Origin of the sequence: Pseudomonas paraversuta, assembly GCF_904063065.1 — a bacterium.
Lineage (GTDB): Bacteria > Pseudomonadota > Gammaproteobacteria > Pseudomonadales > Pseudomonadaceae > Aquipseudomonas > Aquipseudomonas paraversuta.
In genome coordinates this window covers 1-19,000 of the sequence record NZ_CAJFCL010000011.1, presented here as the reverse complement: position 1 = coordinate 19,000, position 19,000 = coordinate 1, and the positions used below count along the sequence as shown (strand labels likewise).

General features: G+C 53.8%; 17 protein-coding genes. 11 read left to right on the top strand and 6 right to left on the bottom strand.

Annotated features, from left to right (window positions below):
* The first annotated feature begins 53 nt into the window (after positions 1-53).
* The 3 genes from JQ845_RS20245 (at position 54) to JQ845_RS20235 (ending at position 4,058) form a co-directional block, all read left to right on the top strand.
* The gene (locus JQ845_RS20245) at positions 54-1,700 is read left to right on the top strand and encodes an acyl-CoA dehydrogenase family protein (protein WP_127196878.1); all 1,647 of its coding nucleotides are present in this window, start codon (positions 54-56) and stop codon (positions 1,698-1,700) included.
* Positions 1,701-1,843: 143 nt separating this feature from the next.
* Positions 1,844-3,316 carry an AMP nucleosidase gene (amn, locus tag JQ845_RS20240; protein ID WP_165439584.1) on the top strand — a complete coding sequence of 491 codons (1,473 nt, stop codon included), beginning with the start codon at positions 1,844-1,846 and terminating at the stop codon, positions 3,314-3,316.
* Between the two features lie 175 nt (positions 3,317-3,491).
* Positions 3,492-4,058, top strand: a complete 567-nt coding sequence (locus JQ845_RS20235) for a pseudouridine synthase (RefSeq protein ID WP_003444118.1) — start codon at positions 3,492-3,494, stop codon at positions 4,056-4,058.
* Here JQ845_RS20235 and JQ845_RS20230 read toward each other — a convergent pair.
* Both JQ845_RS20230 and JQ845_RS20225 read right to left on the bottom strand, forming a co-directional pair.
* Complete coding sequence (locus tag JQ845_RS20230; RefSeq protein ID WP_003444116.1) at positions 4,053-4,262, bottom strand: DUF2788 domain-containing protein; 210 nt, start codon at positions 4,260-4,262, stop codon at positions 4,053-4,055. The two genes, JQ845_RS20235 and JQ845_RS20230, sit on opposite strands and share 6 nt — an antisense overlap.
* Before the next feature lie 128 nt (positions 4,263-4,390).
* Positions 4,391-4,870: an Lrp/AsnC family transcriptional regulator gene (locus JQ845_RS20225; protein ID WP_003444115.1), complete on the bottom strand. Its 480-nt coding sequence runs from the start codon at positions 4,868-4,870 to the stop codon at positions 4,391-4,393.
* Between the two features lie 414 nt (positions 4,871-5,284).
* Between JQ845_RS20225 and JQ845_RS20220 the strand changes: the two genes are divergently transcribed.
* Positions 5,285-6,313: a DUF6515 family protein gene (locus tag JQ845_RS20220; RefSeq protein ID WP_203009396.1), complete on the top strand. Its 1,029-nt coding sequence runs from the start codon at positions 5,285-5,287 to the stop codon at positions 6,311-6,313.
* Here the strand turns inward: JQ845_RS20220 and JQ845_RS20215 are convergent.
* Both JQ845_RS20215 and JQ845_RS20210 read right to left on the bottom strand, forming a co-directional pair.
* Positions 6,307-7,206 (bottom strand): cation diffusion facilitator family transporter, encoded by a 900-nt coding sequence (locus tag JQ845_RS20215; RefSeq protein ID WP_003444111.1) that lies wholly within the window; start codon positions 7,204-7,206, stop codon positions 6,307-6,309. The two genes, JQ845_RS20220 and JQ845_RS20215, sit on opposite strands and share 7 nt — an antisense overlap.
* Positions 7,207-7,228: 22 nt before the next feature.
* Entirely contained in the window at positions 7,229-7,648 is a 420-nt protein-coding gene (locus JQ845_RS20210) for a hypothetical protein (protein WP_003444109.1), read from the bottom strand.
* A 103-nt stretch (positions 7,649-7,751) separates the two neighbouring features.
* Here JQ845_RS20210 and hrpB point away from each other — a divergent pair, with 103 nt between their 5' ends.
* The 5 genes from hrpB (at position 7,752) to JQ845_RS20185 (ending at position 16,196) form a co-directional block, all read left to right on the top strand.
* The gene (gene hrpB / locus JQ845_RS20205) at positions 7,752-10,292 is read left to right on the top strand and encodes an ATP-dependent helicase HrpB (RefSeq protein ID WP_203009395.1); all 2,541 of its coding nucleotides are present in this window, start codon (positions 7,752-7,754) and stop codon (positions 10,290-10,292) included.
* A 168-nt stretch (positions 10,293-10,460) separates the two neighbouring features.
* The gene (locus JQ845_RS20200) at positions 10,461-11,795 is read left to right on the top strand and encodes a site-specific integrase (protein WP_411392934.1); all 1,335 of its coding nucleotides are present in this window, start codon (positions 10,461-10,463) and stop codon (positions 11,793-11,795) included.
* Positions 11,792-13,696 (top strand): hypothetical protein, encoded by a 1,905-nt coding sequence (locus tag JQ845_RS20195; protein WP_048401450.1) that lies wholly within the window; start codon positions 11,792-11,794, stop codon positions 13,694-13,696. The genes JQ845_RS20200 and JQ845_RS20195 overlap by 4 nt, the downstream gene beginning before the upstream one ends.
* A gap of 77 nt (positions 13,697-13,773) precedes the next feature.
* Positions 13,774-15,747 carry an integrase gene (locus JQ845_RS20190; RefSeq protein ID WP_236010225.1) on the top strand — a complete coding sequence of 658 codons (1,974 nt, stop codon included), beginning with the start codon at positions 13,774-13,776 and terminating at the stop codon, positions 15,745-15,747.
* A complete protein-coding gene (locus JQ845_RS20185) occupies positions 15,744-16,196 on the top strand; it encodes a hypothetical protein (RefSeq protein ID WP_048401448.1) in 453 nt (150 codons plus the stop codon). Before JQ845_RS20190 ends, JQ845_RS20185 begins: the two co-directional genes overlap by 4 nt.
* A gap of 278 nt (positions 16,197-16,474) precedes the next feature.
* On the opposite strand, the gene JQ845_RS23210 is transcribed toward JQ845_RS20185, so the two are convergent.
* Entirely contained in the window at positions 16,475-16,744 is a 270-nt protein-coding gene (locus JQ845_RS23210; RefSeq protein ID WP_306419317.1) for a BPSL0761 family protein, read from the bottom strand.
* A gap of 130 nt (positions 16,745-16,874) precedes the next feature.
* Complete coding sequence (locus JQ845_RS20180) at positions 16,875-17,324, bottom strand: hypothetical protein (protein WP_048401571.1); 450 nt, start codon at positions 17,322-17,324, stop codon at positions 16,875-16,877.
* An 89-nt stretch (positions 17,325-17,413) separates the two neighbouring features.
* Between JQ845_RS20180 and JQ845_RS20175 the strand changes: the two genes are divergently transcribed.
* Both JQ845_RS20175 and JQ845_RS20170 read left to right on the top strand, forming a co-directional pair.
* Positions 17,414-17,710 (top strand): helix-turn-helix domain-containing protein, encoded by a 297-nt coding sequence (locus tag JQ845_RS20175; RefSeq protein ID WP_082149378.1) that lies wholly within the window; start codon positions 17,414-17,416, stop codon positions 17,708-17,710.
* A 213-nt stretch (positions 17,711-17,923) separates the two neighbouring features.
* Positions 17,924-18,685, top strand: a complete 762-nt coding sequence (locus JQ845_RS20170) for an SIR2 family NAD-dependent protein deacylase (protein ID WP_048401446.1) — start codon at positions 17,924-17,926, stop codon at positions 18,683-18,685.
* Positions 18,686-19,000: the final 315 nt, after the last annotated feature.

The following is a 19,000-nucleotide window of genomic DNA, read 5'->3' as shown; positions in this document are numbered from 1 at the left end:
ATGGTCATGCGTGCTTCACTGGGTCCACCAGATTGATTCTTGGAGCCCGCACCATGAACCTGCATCAGTACGCCGAAACTCACCAGGTCACCAATCAGCCGCCCTCCCTGGACGGCGTCAACCTGTACCGCATCGACCTGCCGCTCCAGCACTGGGGCCGGCACTTCGGTGCGGGCTGGGCGCAATCGCGGATCGATGACTACGGCGCACTGGCAGGTGGCCCCTTGATGGCCGCGGGTTTTCTGGCCAATGAAAACAAACCGGTATTTGTCAGCCATGACCGTTTTGGCCATCGCATTGATCTGGTGGAGTTTCACCCTGCCTATCACGAGTTGATGCGAACCGCGATCGAGCACGGTTTGCCATCGTTGCCCTGGACCGACCCACAGCCCGGCGCCCATGTGGCACGGGCCTGCATGACCTACCTGCACAGCCAGGCCGAAGCCGGCAGCGGCTGCCCCCTGACCATGACCTTTGCCAGCGTTCCGGCCTTGCGCCTGCAGCCGGACATTGCGCAAATCTGGTTGCCGAAAATTCTCGCGACCCATTACGACCCGCGCAATGTCGATATCAGCCACAAAGCCGGTGTGACCATCGGTATGGCCATGACCGAGAAGCAGGGCGGGACCGACGTTCGCGCCAACACCACTCGTGCCTACCCCGTGGGCGCGGCCGGGCCGGGGGAGGCTTATGAACTGCTGGGGCACAAATGGTTTTGCTCGGCGCCAATGTGTGATGGTTTCTTGACCCTGGCGCAAACCGACAAGGGCCTGAGCTGTTTCTTGTTGCCGCGCCATCGCCCGGACGGCAGCCGCAACGAGTTCTATATCCAGCGTCTGAAAAACAAGCTGGGCAATAGCTCCAATGCCTCCAGCGAAGTCGAGTTTCGCGGCGCGCTGGCGTGGATGGTTGGCGAGGAAGGGCGCGGCGTACCGACGATTATTGAAATGGTTGCCATGACCCGCTTCGACTGCATGGTGGGCTCCAGTGCCTTGATGCGTCAGGCGCTGACCCAGGCCAGCCATCACTGTGCCCACCGGCTGGTGGGTGGCCGGGTGCTGGCCGAACAACCCTTGATGCAAAACGTCCTTGCGGACCTGGCCCTGGAAAGCGAGGCCGCCCTGGCCTTGAGCCTGCGCATGGGCCGCGCGCTGGATCACCTGGATGATGGGCAAGAAGCCAGATTCTCGCGTTTGGTAACGGCGGTGGGCAAATACTGGATCTGCAAGCGGGCCCCGGCCATGATCAACGAGGCCGCCGAATGTATGGGCGGTGCGGGGTATGTCGAAGACAGCATCCTGCCGCGTCTGTATCGCGAGGCACCGGTCAACTCAACCTGGGAGGGATCGGGCAACGTGCAGTGTCTGGACGTGCTGCGGGCCCTGTCCAAAGAGCCGGGGGTGCTGGATGCGTTGTTTGCCGAGCTGGGGGACGGGCATGGCAGCGTGCATCTGGCGCAGCACATCGGGCAGTTGAAAAAAGCCTTCACGGACACCGATGACATTCAATACCGGGCGCGGCAACTGACAGAAGATATCGCCCTGGGCCTGCAGGCCAAATTACTGCTGGAGGCGGGTGACAGTGACGTCAGCGACGCATTTATCGCCAGTCGCCTGCAAGGCAGCGGCCGGGCCTACGGAACTATGCCCCGGGGCCTGAACGTCGCCGCGATTGTCGCCCGCTCAACTGCGCAGCTGTGACGCGCACCAATCTGGTAGTAGTTGCCGCAGGCTGCGATGGGCTGCGTAGTGGCCCTTAGCACAGCCTGCACCCGCGACGACAAGGCCCTGTGCTTTGATCTGCGATGCAGGCAAGATAAAGGCCTGCCAGTTCAGAAGACAGGATGCTTATTGTGACCGAAGCTTTTATTGTCGTTTCAACCGCTGAAGAGGCCGTAGACCGGCTAGCGGCCCTGCACGAACGCGCAACCGTTGCGTTGAGCCAGGCACTCAAGCGTTACCTCAAGGATCGAGTCGAACCCAGCGCCGAAGAACGTGCCCTGTTCCGCTACCCGGAGCTGCGCCTGACCAACACCATCCATGGCGAAATCCCGACCATTACCCGGGCATACGCCAAGGTTCAACTGCCAGGCACTTACAGCATCACCGTGACCCATCCCGGGGCGTTCCGAAACTACTTGCTCGAGCAACTGGTGCCCTTGATGCGCGACTTCACGGTCGAAGTCGAAGTCGGGGTCAGCCAGCAAAATATTCCTTACCCGTATGTGGTCGAACAGGGCGATGAACTCGCCGGTTCCGGGGTGACTGCCGCCGCACTGGCGCGGGTATTCCCCAGTACCGACCTGTCTGCCGCGACCGATGCGATTGCCGACGGCCTGTACGACTGGGAAAACACCGATCCGCTGCCGCTGGCCCTGTTTGACGCCGCCCGAGTCGACTTCTCGCTGCGTCGCCTGGTGCACTACACCGGCAGTGACTGGCGCCACGTCCAGCCGTGGATCCTGCTGACCAACTACCATCGCTACGTTGACCAGTTCATCCTGCATGGCCTTGAGCAACTGCGCGACGACCCGCGGTTTGTGCGCATGGTGATGCCGGGCAACGTGATCATCGAAAAATCCATGGACTACGGCGAAGCCCAGGCCATTGCGGCAGGCGTGGTCTGGCATCGCTATCAAATGCCGGCATACCACCTGCAGGCCAATGACGGGCATGGCGTGACCCTGGTCAATATCGGCGTGGGCCCGTCCAACGCGAAAAACATCACCGATCACCTTGCGGTACTGCGACCGCATTGCTGGCTGATGATTGGTCACTGTGGCGGTCTGCGTCAGTCGCAAACCATTGGTGACTACGTGCTGGCACACGCCTATATGCGCCGCGACGGAATCCTTGACCGGGTGGTACCGCCCAATATTCCGATTCCGGCCCTGGCGGAAGTACAGCTGGCGCTGCAGGAAGCTGCGGCCCAGGTCACTGGCGAGCGCGGCGATGAACTGAAAAAACGCCTGCGTACCGGGACTGTCCTGACCTACGACGACCGTAACTGGGAACTGCGCTGGGCCCAGGAGCGTCCGCTGATCAACCTGTCCCGGGCCGTGGCGGTGGACATGGAAAGCGGCACCATTGCCGCCCAGGGTTATCGTTTGCGTGTGCCTTACGGCACCTTGCTCTGCGTCTCGGACAAGCCGCTGCACAGTGAAATCAAGTTGCCGGGCTCGGCCAATGCGTTCTATGAACGGGCTGTGAGCCAGCACTTGAAAATTGGTATCGCTGCCGTGGACTTGATGCGCTGCCAGCTCAACTCGCTGCACTCGCGCAAACTGCGCAGCTTCGACGAGCCGCCGTTCCGCTAGTGGCGGCGGGTCATTTAGCGATCAGGGGCCAGGGCTGTTGCACTGAAGCGCCAACAGCCCCTAGCATTGTCTGCCCTGATCGCCAGATGTCCTGTTTGCCATGTCCCGTCCTGTTCGCCCCGCCCCACGCCGCCCGGCACAAAAAGGTTGTGCCCCTCAAGCTGCCAGTCGTCGTGTGGCCAAAGCGCCGCCGGCTGATCCCAAGCTGTATCTGTTCAACAAGCCGTTCGACGTGCTCACCCAGTTCAGTGATGAAGGCGGGCGGGCGACGCTCAAGGACTTTATCCCCATTCCCGGCATTTACCCGGCAGGGCGTCTGGACCGGGACAGTGAAGGCTTGCTGCTGCTGACCAACGACGGCCAGTTGCAGGCGCGAATTGCCGACCCCAAACACAAACTGCCGAAAACCTACTGGGTGCAAGTGGAGGGCGAGGCTACGCCCGAACAGCTGCAACAGCTGCGTGACGGCGTGCAACTCAATGACGGCAAGACCTTGCCCGCCGAAGCACGGGCCCTTGAGGAACCGCAGCTATGGCCGCGCAACCCGCCCGTGCGGTTTCGCAAAAGCGTGCCGACTTCATGGCTGGAGCTGGTGATTCGCGAGGGCCGCAATCGTCAGGTGCGGCGCATGACGGCGGCGGTGGGTTTGCCGACCTTGCGCCTGGTGCGCGTGCGCATTGGTGACTGGACGATTGAAGGGCTGGACCAGGGGCAATACAAGGAAGTGCCGGCGCGGCTATAGCGCGCCCGACTCGATCAAACCGATAACCACGCTCTTGATGATGAACGCAGCAACGCCCAGGCCCAGCACGAAAAACAGGATAAATGAGCCGAAGCGCCCGGCTTTGGATTTCTTCGCCAGATCCCAGACGATAAAGGCCATGAAAATGATCAGGATGCTGACCAGAATCGTCATCATCCACTCTTCAAGCAGGGCAGGGTCCATCAGTGTTCTCCAGCGTCATCGGGGATAAAAACCGGGAACAGTATACGCCAGGGCATTGCAGCGGATATTGATCCAGGTGCAGACACTTGATCTGCTCCGGGAGCCGGCATGCCAGCTCCCGCAGGCTTTCAGGTGCGCAGGTGGGTCAACGGCAACTCAGTGCTGTTGAGCACTTGATTGAGCACAAAGCTCGAGCGCACGCTGGTCACGCCATCAATGCGGGTCAGGTGGCCCAGCAGCAGTTTTTGATAGTGATCCATATCGGGCACCACCACTTTCAATTGATAGTCCGCGTCCATCCCGGTTACCAGGCTGCATTCCAGTACCTGGGGCAGGCTGCGGATCGACGCTTCAAAGTTCTCGAAACGCTCTGGCGTGTGCCGGTCCATGCCGATCAGCACGTAGGCAGTCAGGCTTAACCCGAGCTTTTTTCGATCCAGCAATGCGACCTGACGCGCGATATAGCCGTCATCCTCAAGTTGCTTGACCCGCCGCGAGCAGGGAGAGGGAGACAGGCCGATTCGCTCGGCCAACTCCTGGTTCGAGATGCGCGCATCGCGCTGTAATTCCGCCAAAATACTCAGATCGTACCGGTCGAGTTTGCTCACGAAGACACCCTTTCTCATAACTATTGCGTGAAAGTATCCGCTGTAAGTTAAAAATTGCGCAAGTCATGTTTTATTGAGCAATATTAGCAATCCTTTGCTGCGGTCACGGGCCTATTCTTAACACCAGAATCACTGCCCGGACATACAGTCCACTGCGGCCCGCCGAATCAGGCCAGCCGCGGCCGCCAGCCCCACAGGGGTGTACCGGCCCCCGGGCTACGCACTGTCCAGAAGACGGCGCGAGGTGAGCCAACATCACGAGTGTTGAGCCAGGACAGAAAAATTCAAAGGGCGACCGACGGGTCGCCCTTTTTTATTGTCCGAAAAAAAGGCGCGCAACTGATAGTCTTTCGCAGAACCGGTTCGCGGTTTTCCAGTCTTATCTATACGCCCTATCCCTCCGCGAGAAACAGCATGAAACCGCACATCTGGCGATTGGCTACAGTTGGCTTGCTTTGCGTGAGTATCAGCGGCCAGGTGTTGGCCGAAGAACAGCGAGGCGATGAAGGTTCTCAGCACGCCCGCCCCGGTAACGGGCAGCAACACGGACAGCCACACGGGCAACAGGGACAGGGCGGCAATAATCAGCCGCGCCCGGAACACAATCAGGGGCGACCCCAGGGCAACCCGGGCAATCAGCCGCGCCCCGAGCACAACCAGCCCCAGGGCGGGCAGTGGCAAAGCCGTCCGCATCAAGAGCCCAACGGTCCCGGCCGACCGGGCCAGCCCGGCCACAACCTGCCGATCCAGCCCCGGCCCGATGCCGTACACCAGAGCCAGGCGCCGAACCGTGGTAGCAATCAGAACTGGCAAGGCGGCGGGCATGGCTCACGGCCGGATAACAATTTTGGCCCCGGCAACAATCATCCCAACGATCAACGCTGGGCAGGTCGGCCCAGCGGCCATGGCAATGGCTGGGGCGCCGGGCCGCAATACCGGCCGGGTTATATCGTCGACCGATTCCCGGGCCAGCACTGGCAGGTACCTTATCGCGGTCAGAACTACTTCTTTTCCGGTGGTTACTGGTATCGCCCACAAGGCCCGCGTTACATCGTGGTGCAACCGCCTTACGGGATTCGCGTAGGGTATTTGCCCGACTATGCGCGGGAACTATGGATCGGCAGCACCTTGATGTTCCTGGCGGCGGGGGCCTATTACCAGTATCAGCCTGCAACCCAGGACTACATCGTGGTTCAGCCGCCAGTGACGCAGCCGCAACCGCAGCCGGTAAGCAATGGTTATGACGTGGTGGCCTACCCGGCGAACGGCCAGAGCCCTGCGCAAATCAACCAGGATCGCTACGACTGTTACCGTTGGGCTGTGCAACAAAGCGGCTTTGACCCGGCCCAGGTCACCTATGCGCCTTCACCGGCAGTGGTTCAAACCTACCGGCAGGCGCAAGGCAACTGTCTGAGCAGTCGCGGCTACCAGGTCAACTACTGAGGGGTTGCCCTGGGCTTGACCACTTCCTGGGGGTCGGCGTGCACCAGCACTTCGGCCCGCGGGTAGGCTTTTTCGATTGCCGCTGCCGCTCTGTCACTGATGGCGTGAGCCTCTGACAGGCTCAACTCTCCCGGCAATTCCAGGTGCAGCTGCACAAACCAGATACTGCCGGAAATTCGCGTGCGCAGATCGTGGGCGCCCAGTACCCCGGGCACGCTGCAGGCCAGCTTCAGCATGTTATCGCTGACGTCGGTCGGTAACTCCTGGTCCATCAGCACCGCAAAACTCTCACGGGCGATCTGGATAGCGCTCCAGAGGATGTAAACCGCAATCCCCAGACCAAACCAGGCATCAAGCTGCGGGAAACCGACGCTGGCCAGCACCAGTGCCACTAAAATACTGCCATTGAGCATCAGGTCGGAGCGGTAGTGCAGCGAGTCCGCCCGCACTGCATTGGAGCCCGTGGCCTTGATCACGCGGTGTTGCAGGATCAGCAGGGCCACGGTCATCACCAGGGAAAATATAATCACGCCAATCCCGATCCACGGCGCGCCCAACGGCTCCGGATTTTTCAGGCGCTCGAAGGCCTGAAAAGCGATCAGCACCGCACTCACCCCGATAAACAATGCCTGGGCCATGCCCGCCAGCGATTCGGCTTTGCCGTGGCCATAGCGGTGATCGTCGTCAGCCGGGCGCAACGCGTAATGCACGGCGAGCAGGTTGAGAAACGAGGTCACGCCATCGAGGAGTGAGTCGGTCAACCCGGCGAGCATGCTGATCGAGCCACTGAGCCACCAGGCGATGGCCTTGGTCACGATCAGAAGACTCGCCACCGCCACCGAAGCGCGGGTGGCCAGGCGTAACAGGCGAGCGTGTTCCGGGCTACTGGTCATGGGCCATCCTTATCTACGGGCTTCAGGCTGCGGGGATCAAACCGTACATGGCCAACTGTTGCACGCTGCCTTTGTGCTGGATCAGGCGCGGGTCGTCCAGCGGGAAGCTGCGGCCCAGTTCACTTTCGAGAATGGCCTGGAGCTTGCTGTTGTCCACTTTGCCATCTGCGCCTATGGCTTCGCGCAGTTTTTCCGGGGCAATTTGCGCGGTTTTACCCGGCGGGAAATAAATCGCTCCGGTGGCGAAGTCGACCCCGAAAGCGATCAGGCCCGGAATCACATAAAACAGCAGGCCCACGGCATCGAGCACGGCAATCATGGGATCGATCTTGCCGTCGATCTGGCCGCGTCTGTCAGGGAAGAAAATACTGCCGCAAGCAGTTAATTGGCTGAGCAGGGCTGCAACCACCACGCCGCCAATCACACGGGAAGACATACGCATACAAAAGACCTCGAAGAAGCTTGAAGAGTCGAAACCGGGATTAAGACCGTGCTTAATGCCGAACTGTTCGCCGTTATACTCGTCGCTCTGTTCTGGAGCCACCATGATTTCTCTGCCGATTGATGAAGTTTTACCCGCGCTGCGCCAGGCCTTGCGTGAACGCCACGAAGCGGTGCTCGAAGCACCCCCCGGCGCCGGTAAAACCACCCGTGTTCCGCTGGCCCTGTTAAACGAGCCCTGGCTCGCCGGGCAGAAGATTCTGATGCTCGAACCCCGGCGTCTCGCGGCCCGTGCGGCAGCTGAGCGTCTGGCCAGCGAACTGGGGGAAAAGGTCGGCGAAACCGTCGGATACCGGATCAGGTTAGACAGCAAGGTGGGGCCCGCCACCCGCATCGAAGTTGTCACCGAAGGCATCCTCACCCGCCGCTTGCAGCACGACCCGGCGCTGGAAGGCGTGGGCTTGCTGATCTTTGACGAGTTCCATGAGCGTAGTCTGGATGCCGACCTGGCCCTGGCTTTGAGCCTCAACGGCCGCGAGCTGTTTCGCGATGAACAGCCGCTGAAGATCCTGCTGATGTCCGCCACCCTTGACGGCGAGCGGCTGGCCAGTTTGCTGGACGACGCGCCGGTGCTGCGCAGCGAAGGGCGGATGTACCCGGTGGCCATGCGTTGGGGGCGGCCGTTTGTGCCCGGTGAGTTTATCGAGCCGCGGGTGGTGCAAACGGTGCTCGATGCAATCAATGATGACAGCGGCAGCCTGCTGGTGTTTTTGCCCGGTCAGGCCGAAATTCGTCGGGTCCATCAACAATTGGCTGAGGCGCTGGCTTCGCGCAGCGACATCCTGCTCTGCCCGCTGCACGGTGAACTGGACCTGAACGCGCAACGTGCGGCGATCGAGCCCGCTCCCGGGGGCATGCGCAAAGTGGTGCTGGCGACCAACATTGCCGAGACCAGCCTGACCATCGATGGCGTGCGGGTCGTGATTGATGCCGGGCTGGCTCGGGTGCCCCGCTTTGATCCCGGCAGCGGCATGACCCGTCTCGACACCCAGCGCATCTCGCGGGCCAGCGCCACCCAGCGCGCCGGCCGGGCCGGGCGTCTGGAGCCCGGCGTCTGTTATCGCCTGTGGTCCGAAGACCAGCATGCACAATTGGCCGCCTATGGCAGTGCCGAAATTCTCCAGGCCGATCTGGCCGGGCTGGCGCTGCAACTGGCGCGTTGGGGGGTAACCCCGGAGCAACTGATCTGGCTTGATGGGCCACCCGCGGCAAGTTATGCACAGGCCCGGCAATTGCTGGAACGCCTGGGCGCCTTGCGCGACGGGAAACTCACGCCCCACGGCGAAGCCATGGCCGAGCTGCCTGCGCATCCGCGCATTGCTCATTTGTTACTGCGCGGGCAAGACCTGGGGCTGGCCGACATGGCCTGCGATGTAGCGGCGCTGCTGGGCGAACGCGATATTTTGCGCGGCGCCGGGGCCGATGTGCACAGCCGGCTGACCTTGCTCTGGGGCGAAAGCCGCGCCGCGCGGGGCGGGCAGGGCGGTGTGCAGCGGGCCAAACAACTGGCCCGGCAGTATCGGGGCTACTTGCGCGGCAAAGCCACGCAACCGGTCGCAGATCCCGATCACCCACGCTGGCTGGGGGCCTTGCTGGCGCTGGCCTATCCCGACCGCGTCGCGCAACAACGCAAACCCGGGGGGGCGGAGTATCGGCTGGCCAATGGTCGGGCTGCGTTGTTCAGCGAGGTCGACGGCCTGATGAAGCAGCCCTGGCTGGTGATCGCCGACCTGGGCAGCCGTCAGGGGCAACGTGAAGAACGGATCTACCTGGCGGCCGAGTTTGATCCCGGGTTGCTGGACAACGTGCTCAGCGAGCAGGTCAGCGTTGTCGACCAGCTCGACTGGGACGAGCGTGAAGGGGTGTTGCGTGCCGAACGCCAGCGCAAGGTCGGTGAGCTGGTGCTCAGCCGTGAGCCGTTAACCGGGCTGGACGCAACTGCGCGCACCCGGGCGCTGGTCAATCTGGTCCGGCGCAAGGGGCTGGAGTTGTTGCCCTGGAACCCTGAGCTGCGCCAGTGGCAGGCGCGGGTAATGCTACTGCGCCAGCTGGATCTGAGCGCCCAAGGGCAAAGCGAATGGCCGGATGTGAGTGATGCAGCGCTGCTGGCTTCCCTTGAGGAATGGCTGGCGCCGTATCTGGAGCGCGTCTCGCGTCTGAGTCATTTCGCCAGCCTCGACCTGTCCAACATAGTGCATAACTTGCTCAAATGGCCCTTGCCCCAGCGGCTGGATGAGCTGGCGCCGCATCACATCAAAGTGCCGTCGGGGTCGTCGGTACGGCTGGACTACAGCGAACACCCGCCGATTCTGGCCGTGCGCCTGCAAGAACTGTTCGGCCTGGCAGATACTCCGCGCATTGCCGGTGGCCGGCAGGTAGTCAAGCTGCACTTGCTGTCGCCGGCGAGGCGTCCGGTGCAAGTGACTCAGGATCTGGCCAACTTCTGGCGCAGCACCTACATCGAAGTAAAAAAAGATTTGAAGGGGCGCTATCCGAAACTATTCCATAAGTTGGATCCATGGGTCGAATCGCTTAACTCGGAAAGATTGACAAAAAGCGTTGAGGAAAAATCGCGTAACAAATAGGATTGACAAAAAAATGTGAGGTCGACGATGTCTTATGTGAATCCAATACATCGTGGCCGGTTGGTGCTCATGCCCCGGGTGCGGAACGTGTTCGCCGAATTGCATTTTTCGACGGTTCCCCGGGGAGGTGTCGAGACGGAGCTCGCGTGCTGTCCTGAAACGATTAGGATGTATCAGGTTAATGAACTTGGTGCTCATGGGGTTAGTGGCGATCTATTTAACTTTCCTTATCTTTTTCACAAAGATGGACGGCCATGGATTGAAGCAAACTCATACTTACTTAGTTTGATAAAGAATAAAGTTGTCTCCAATCGGCCTTCGGATGATATTCGGCGCCGAGCTAGTAAACTGCTTGATTATCTAATTTTTTGCGAGGAGCGAGAGTTAGATTGGCTCGATTTTTCAGGAAAGCGCCCAGTATTGCGACCAACTTATAAGTACTTTTCCCATTTGTTGAGTAGTGCGCGACGTAGCAAGGCGGTAGTGAATCAGTATACAGGGGTAGTATATAATTTTTATAAATTTGTGTCGTCTAGTTGGCACAGTATCGATATGGATCGAGTGGATACAACGAAACAGACAGCGTTTTTAGTGTCGGGTGTGCACGGAACTAAATTAGTATCTGCTGTCAAGAGAAGTCAAACTAAACCGATTGCGCCGAAAAGTTCTGTTCCTATTGGATTTGTCCGGGAGGATGGGGAAGATCTACGACCTCTTGCAAATGTCGAACTTGCGTCATTACTAAATATACTCAAAGACAAAAAGTGGTCTCCTATGGAGCGACTGTTAATGCTGACCTCTCTGATGACAGGAGCTCGGAAGCAAACAGTGTTAACGATAAGAATTAAACATTTAAAAAATTTTACGGAAGAGAATCTACAAGCTGATGGTACCTACTTACTACATGCTGGACCTGGTACGGGTATAGACACCAAAAATAATACTAAACAACGATTGTACTTCCCCAAGCAACTCGCTGATGAGTTGAGAGTGTTATCAGCTAGTAACTTAATGGTAAAGCGAAGAGTGAAATTTAATGAGCAGATGGAGCGTCATTTTCCTGAAAGTCATATGAGGGAGGAAGACCTATACTTGTTTCTTTCAGATCAGGGAGGTTGCTACTACATGGCAAAAGATGACCCAAGATATCCGGTCGTCAAATCGCGTCCTGCTGGACAAGTAGTTGATACAGTCAAGAGGAAGTTGATGTGCGTGGCGGGTGTGGAACTTCCCAATGATTTTTCATACCATTGGTTGAGAGCAACATACGCATTTCAACTTTATCAACTACTGCAGCCACTTCTCGCGACGGGCCAGATTCTTCCAGGCGAGGAAATTACGTTCATTCAACATCGAATGCATCATAAGCGAAGAGAAACGACTGAAAGTTATTTAAAACTTTTCAAAATGCATTCGCAAAAACTAATGGCTCAAGAAATGTACGAAGAGCAGTTATTTAAATTTCAAGGGTATGACGACTTGAAATTAGGTCTTTTCGAATGAGCGATATAAAATTTACGCATCGCGAAACTCATGTGATAACTGTTGCGCAGTTAAATCAAGATTTTTTGCGGCCGGAAAGTATTCGAATTCAGCTCGATAAAGCCGTTAGGGTTTCACCTCTTGATGTTGGTTGTCTAGCTTATACTGTCCGGGCAAGAAATGCTGTTCGAGAAGATCGGCGATGTAACCTAGTCGATAATTTATCTTTTGTTGAAGAACGTCGAGAACTGCTCCGGTCTATTTATTTTGAATTATCTACTGCACTAAGTCACAGAACAATTCTGCATAACGTTTGTAGTTTTGAGTCTGCAATAAGGTGGTGTGATGAAAACGGTCACTCAAATTTTTGCAGTGATGAAATATCCGCCGCACTTGCATACCAAGGTTACACTCAGTACCTGAATGGTCGAATCGCTCGAAAGGAAATAGTGCCAGTATCAGCAAATAATTTGCAAAGAGCCATGTCAAAATTAATTGGTTATCAATTTCCTTTGGAACATTTGGCTATCATTCGATCGGCAATACCTATCAGAAGCCAGAGGGGTAATTCCAGAGCCCCCCGTGAGCAGAGTGTCACAGCTTACCTAAAGACTTGTTTGACGTTAGCGCGTCGATTAAGTGAGTTTGTTATTAAGGGTGAAGAATATCCTTTCGTTTTAAATTTAGGTGAGTTCGAAGTGGTGCACTTTCCCTCTAATGTGGGAGCTTTAACGCCATTGAAGAACCAGGATGTTAAGTCCTACAATATATCCGAGCGGCGAATATCTACAGTTTCAGAATATATCGAGCGGGCCTCGAAGCTTGGAGTTCGAGTAAACCCATATCAAGCGCAAGTAGACTTGTCTTCAGCTCACAGAACCTTGTCTTCTGCCAATACTGATATGCGTTGTCATTGGCGAATACGATTGGCATCTTTAGCAATGCAGGCTTATACAAATATACTCTTGATCTTGCTTGGAACTACAGCTAGCGAGTTGATCCAGTTCGATCATGAGGAGGGTTTGGAGCTCCAAAAATCTTTGATTAAGAAGGAGCTCTCAGCTATAAAGTTCAGAGCCAAAGGGTTAAAAACTCGCTATGCGTTAGGGCGGGAGGGAGTGCATTTACTGAAGGAGTATTTAGTACTTCGAACTTGGGTTCTTAACGGCCAAAAATTCGATAAGCTCTTTTTCATGATTAACGCAAATGGTAGACGGGCGGGAGTGATTAGGCCATTGCAGTTACTATTCTCTCAATCATTTTATAAGCGTATCAGTGGCGTATATCTTGATTCAGCGTACTCGAATATTTCCACTCGTGTGATTCGAAAGTATAAAAGTTTAGTACTGCACTCACTAGGCATTTCACCTACTACGGTAGCTGATGTTCTTAATCATTCCCTCAGTACAAATGTTAATGATTACTCGGACTCTCCGATTGAGCAGCAGGAGGAGGAATTCGGTATTTATTGGCAGTCGGTGAGGCGAGCGGCTGAGAGAGCGATTGAAATTAGGGGTTCAGGCGGGACATCAATAGCATCTGGGCATTGTGATGCTTTCCTTCAACCTGCTCCAGAGTCAGATGTGACAGTATTGCAACCCAGTTGTAGATCTCAATACGGTTGTTTGTATTGTAAGCATTATTCCTGCCATGCAGATCAGGAAGATATTCATAAGCTATTAAGTTTGCAATACGTAGCTAATTCAGTCCGTGCATCTACTTCTGATCTGGCTCATGCTGAAATTTTGTATAAGGATTTATGTGTCCGTATAGATTACATTGTTGATGAGATATCTAAGCGATCGCCAGAATCGGCGGAAATAGTAAGTTTGATTAAGTACAAGGTTGATAATTTAGGGGTGTTAACCGTGTTTTGGGAAAACTGGATGCAGCGTTATGAAAAAGTAGGAATTGTATTTTGACGATACCATATGTTAGCACCCTCTTTGCTCAGTCAGATCGGTCGAGATCATTGTCACCCGACTCGCCAACAAATTCAATGTCTAGTCTTAGGCCGGAATTAGGTTTTGTTTTGTGCCGTAATAGCGAAGGGCAAGCTACGGCTGTGTATGGAGATGATGAGTGGGATTTTAATCCTTACAGGTTAAGCGCAAAAAAAATAAACATAATAAAATTCAAGTCGATTTTTTCAACTACAGAAGATGATCAAGCACTTTTAATTGAAGAAGTTAAGTATGCTCTTTTCTGCTTAATTTATTATATCGGAACCGGGCGGGTTGGGAAGCTTTCGGCAGTAACGATTAGTGGCTATTTTCATCGGTTGGGCAGTGCGGCCCGTTTTTGCTACGAGCAAAAACATAAACCTCTGGTGGGCGTGCTGTCTTTAAAAGAGTTGCTTACGACACCGGTTTATCTGGCTGCATTTGTGACGAGTATGAATGGTAACGATACTTTTATCAGACGTTTTCCTCCTTTGATGAGAAGTCTCGTAGCGGTCGGAGGGGAGCGGTTAGGCTATAAGGTTCTAAGTGTCTCTGATTTGGATTTTGGTATTCCTAAGGGTGAAAAGCAGACCCCAGTAATTCCCACCCGTATTTATCTTGAGATCATAAATAACTCGTCAGACATCCTGGATCGCTTGCTTTCAAAAGCAGATAGTCTTAGCGCTTTTATTTCTGATTTTGTGGACCGCTACTACGGCCTATCTGATTTAGTTCAACAAAGTCGTGGTATCCGAAAAAGACATCGTCGAGCAACTTTTGAACAAGCAGTTAATAATCATGGGTTAACTGAGTTGTTGGTCGATGATTTCAAGTGTTCATGCCGACGAAGTTTTTCTTTAGCGATATCTAGCATTCAATTCTTGCTGAAAATGGTAATACATCTCTATACCGGTATGCGTGATCAGGAGGTGATGCGGCTCAAGTATGAATGCTTGGCAGAGGAGGTGGTAGTTGCGTGTACTACGGATAGTAATGGGAAACTGCGCGATCCATCTAAGATGGTTACATTGTTATCGACCACTACTAAGTTTGAAGGGTACAAGAAGGAAGAGTCATGGCTAGCTACTGCGGAAGTTATAAAAGCCGTAAAACTTGCACAGGCGATCCAAAATGGCCTCGCTAAATTCAGTCCTTCGGTTACCGCATCGGAGTTTAACCTTTTTTCTAGTCCGTCTATATTAATTAGTCCTCATGCAGGTGGGCTATCTGAACTATCGCGTAAAAATGTCCGCACGTCATGGCTCGATCGGACAAAAATTCAACCGGACGATCTTAAAGAACTTGTGCAAACCGATACTAGCCGAGATTTTTATAGCGAGACAAAGTATTCAGTTGGCAAGCCATGGCCACTAGCAAGTCATCAGCTTCGCCGCTCTCTTGCATTTTATGCCAGTAATAGTGGCTTTGTATCCTTACCTTCTTTAAAGTCACAGTACAAGCATATGTCGCTTGAAATGGCGCGATACTATCGGAATGGTTTTGAAAATCTGAAGACAATATTTGGATATTATGACCCAATAAAAAAAGATTTTGTACTACCCAAATCTCATATTGCTCTTGAGTTTCAAATGGGTATGCCGATTTCCATTGCTAACGAGATTTTGGCTAACTTAATAACCCAGGATACTCCTCTTTTTGGAGGTACTGGTTCGTATATGGAAAAACAAAAATCTCGCATAAAAAGTGGGCAGGTTCACATCGAGGATTTACGCGCTGATACACTTGCGCGTGTCAAGGCGGGTGAGATTTCCTATCGCCCAACACTTTTAGGAGGATGCACTAAGGTCGGACGCTGTGATTCTCTCTTGCTCGGAGAATATACGGCCTGCCTTTCTTGTGATGGTGCAGTTATCAAGTCCGAAAAAATTAATGAAGCAATTAAGGTGGCTGTTGCTGAATTGGAATACTATTCCGAAGGTACTGGGGAGTATCAAGTTATTCGGGGAGATGTCGAGAAACTTGTCAATTTCAGATCCAGGTTAATTGGAGTCGTGGAGGCTTTACTATGAAGATTATTAGGAAAGGGGAGAGCGGATTGGAAGCTTGCGAGGATGCATTCAAGCGTCTTATCGAAGGCTCTCCTGTTGTTTCGCAGCATGTTGGTTTAGACGCCTCTAAGCTCACAGCTGGCGTTGTTAGTGTTGAAGCAGGGTTTGACAGGGGGTACTTGAAAAAAGCTAGGAAGACTCATCAGTCTCTTTTGGCAAAAATTGAAGCTTATAGGATCGGTCTGCCTGGTATCACTACTAGCAAAAGTGACGCTGAAACTGTCAGGCAGACGCTGGGTAAGTTGAATGCAATAAAATCTGATTTGGTGCTCGCCTGTCAGCAACGCGATAGGGTTCTGACACAGAACTTGCAGTTGTGCGAGCGTGTTCGGGAGTTGGAAATCGAGATTGCAGAGATTAAGAACGGTTTCCAACAAACTTTAAAACCTTTTTTCGGTTGTCATAGATAAGGATTGAGGAAGCGTGGTTTATTGTTCCTCTGCTGTTTCGTAAGGTTACCTTATTTCTTTAAATGTTGATCACAGTCCATGTCGTCGAGCGAGTGGTGTGATTGATCTTGAAACTCAATCAGCCACTGCATTCATGTTTACTTTGAATATGGCCTTGCCTCAGGTGGCGGTGATGCACAGTAGCATTAGTCTAAATATTGCGCCGAGTATTATCGACACCCGAGGTGAACGAGGACAAAGCCTGCTCAGGTGTAGCCGCAAGTCGAATGAGTATGCTGTCATATAGGGTAACGTGGGGACGGGCAGTAATAGGCTCTATCACGCGAATATTCATCAATTGGTGAGTTGAAAACTGACCCGAAAAGCTCTGCTAATGAATTGGTGTGCTCCTCAATGCAGGCCGCCGTCACCATGTCCCTTCTGGTCGGATAATGACATAAAAGATATTCAGCATCACGGCGCATGAGTTCGGGTAAAGAAATTTCTAGGGAAAACTCTACCCGAAAGTCGCGGGTCTGGATCACTGAGCGGGTACGCTCGAGAGACATTGTCATTTTCCCACCAGGCAGATTTTGTTCGCTATATTAATACGGGCCTAGGCCGTAAAAATACGGCAGCCCTGTCTCCACGAAGATTTTCGACATAGATTGACAGAAGACTATATTGGGGCTGGCGCTTTTATTTAGGACTTATGTCTCGCGTGGCATCGTATAAAATATGCGCAACGGTGCATGCGGTTGCATTGCCGATACCATTTAGAAAGTACGAATGTCCCTCAGCGACATTGATCTGGAGATCATAGTCTTCACTGTTTGGAAAGGTTAGTACGGAGATTTTTATCAGCGGCTCCATGGTCCAGGAACTAGTGCCATTCATGTGCGGTGGGCAAACGAAATGGACCTGCTCAAGCCAGCTCAGATTTGATTGGCGGTCAACGAGCTCCCTAAGTTCATGAGCGTGGTGGATCATCATCATCGAGCTGGAGGCGGAGCGTCGACCCCATCGTCCGATCTGGACGTAATACCAAGGATGGATGACTTCCTGCTCGACGCAGCGCCACATTTGGCTTTGCTGGAGCTTATCGAGACCTTCAATGGTTATTTCGGTGGAGCGGTAGGTAGTAAACATAGCGACACGTAGTTGATAAATGAACACTATAGATTGTAGCCCTAAAGTGATCAAAAAGGCTCTATGGTTCCTTTTAAGGAACCTTCACAGTGAACCAGAACGCTGCGTTTGGCCTGGCACTGCGTCATATACGCATGCAGAGAAAGTTAACGCAGGAAGATTTTTCTTCCGTCAGTAGTCGTACCTATCTCAGCACTCTGGAACGAGGCCTCAAAAGTCCTACGCTGGAAAAGATCGATCAACTTGCTGAGACGCTGAAGGTCCATCCCCTCACGCTTCTTACACAAGCCTACCTCATCAAGGACAAAGACGTAGATGTGGAGGGACTCCTGGTACGTATCGCCTCGGAGGTTGCTGATCTCGCTGCGAAACCCGATGAGGAATAGCCTCGTACCAACCTTTCAAGATCGCGTATTCGAGATTACCGGATTCATCGAAGGAGCACTGATCTGATTGGCCTTCGTGGGTGAGGGCACACTGTCTCTCCGTAAATATCATGTGTCTGAAATATCTTAAAAGCCTGACGTGTACGACGCTCATTGCTCTGTTGGTGATAGGCTTTGTGTAACCAAAGGACTGCTACCGGAGAGCGCAACCCAATGAACGATCAAGAGCGCGCTGTGCAGGCCCTGCGGTTAGCCAAAAAAGTTGTTTTCTTCACGGGTGCAGGGGTTTCTGCCGAAAGCGGAATTCCGACTTTCCGCGATAAGCTCACAGGCCTATGGTCGATCCACGACCCGCAGCGTCTGGAGACCGCCAATGCTTTCCGAGACAACCCGGCGTTAGTGTGGGGATTCTATCTGTGGAGGCGACATCAGGTTCAGCAGGCTCAGCCAAATGCTGCACATTCAATGGTCCAGAAACTGTCAGCAACGGACCGTGAGGTTTACGTTGTAACTCAGAATATCGATGACCTTCATGAACGTGCTGGATCGACAGATGTGAACCACTTACATGGCAGCCTCGAGGATCCTAAATGCTTCGCATGCAATCGTTTCTCTAGGCTCACCTCGGATGATCTGTCGGTACCCTTGTCGGGTTTGGAAAGAGAGCCACCACGATGTCGACGCTGTAACGGACGTTTGAGACCAGGTGTAGTTTGGTTTGGGGAAGCTTTGCCAAATGGTGCCTGGAAAGCTGCTATGAACAGGGTGCGTGACTGCGATGTACTGATCTCTGTAGGAACATCTGGCATAGTGACACCGGCAGCTGACATCCCAGAAATTGCACACTCTGCGGGAGCAACGGTTATTCACGTTAACCTCGAAGATGTGTCCCAGAATGGCCGGAATGAGCTGATGCTTATTGGTAGGGCAACTGAAGTGCTCACAAGTTTATTCCTCGCAATAACTACTCATTAATGAAGCGCTTCCGGCATTAACGGCTTGAGTACCGCTACCTAGGATTCTCATGAGATAATCAAATGTCCTCGCCATTCGCCGGGCGATCGATTGAAGTTGGATTGCTCCAGTCGTAGGCAGAGTGTGTCATTGTGTCAATAGCACTAAGGATATTGGACTTACCTAAACCATTCTCGCTAATGATGGTGTGTAGTGGTCAACTCATCCCGGACACGGTTTTGAGTTTTTCTTCCGTTTTCGCTGGGGCCAATCCATCGTTAAATTGATGAGGTCGGATCCAGTTGTAGTGATGCATCAGGTACTGGCTAATATCTC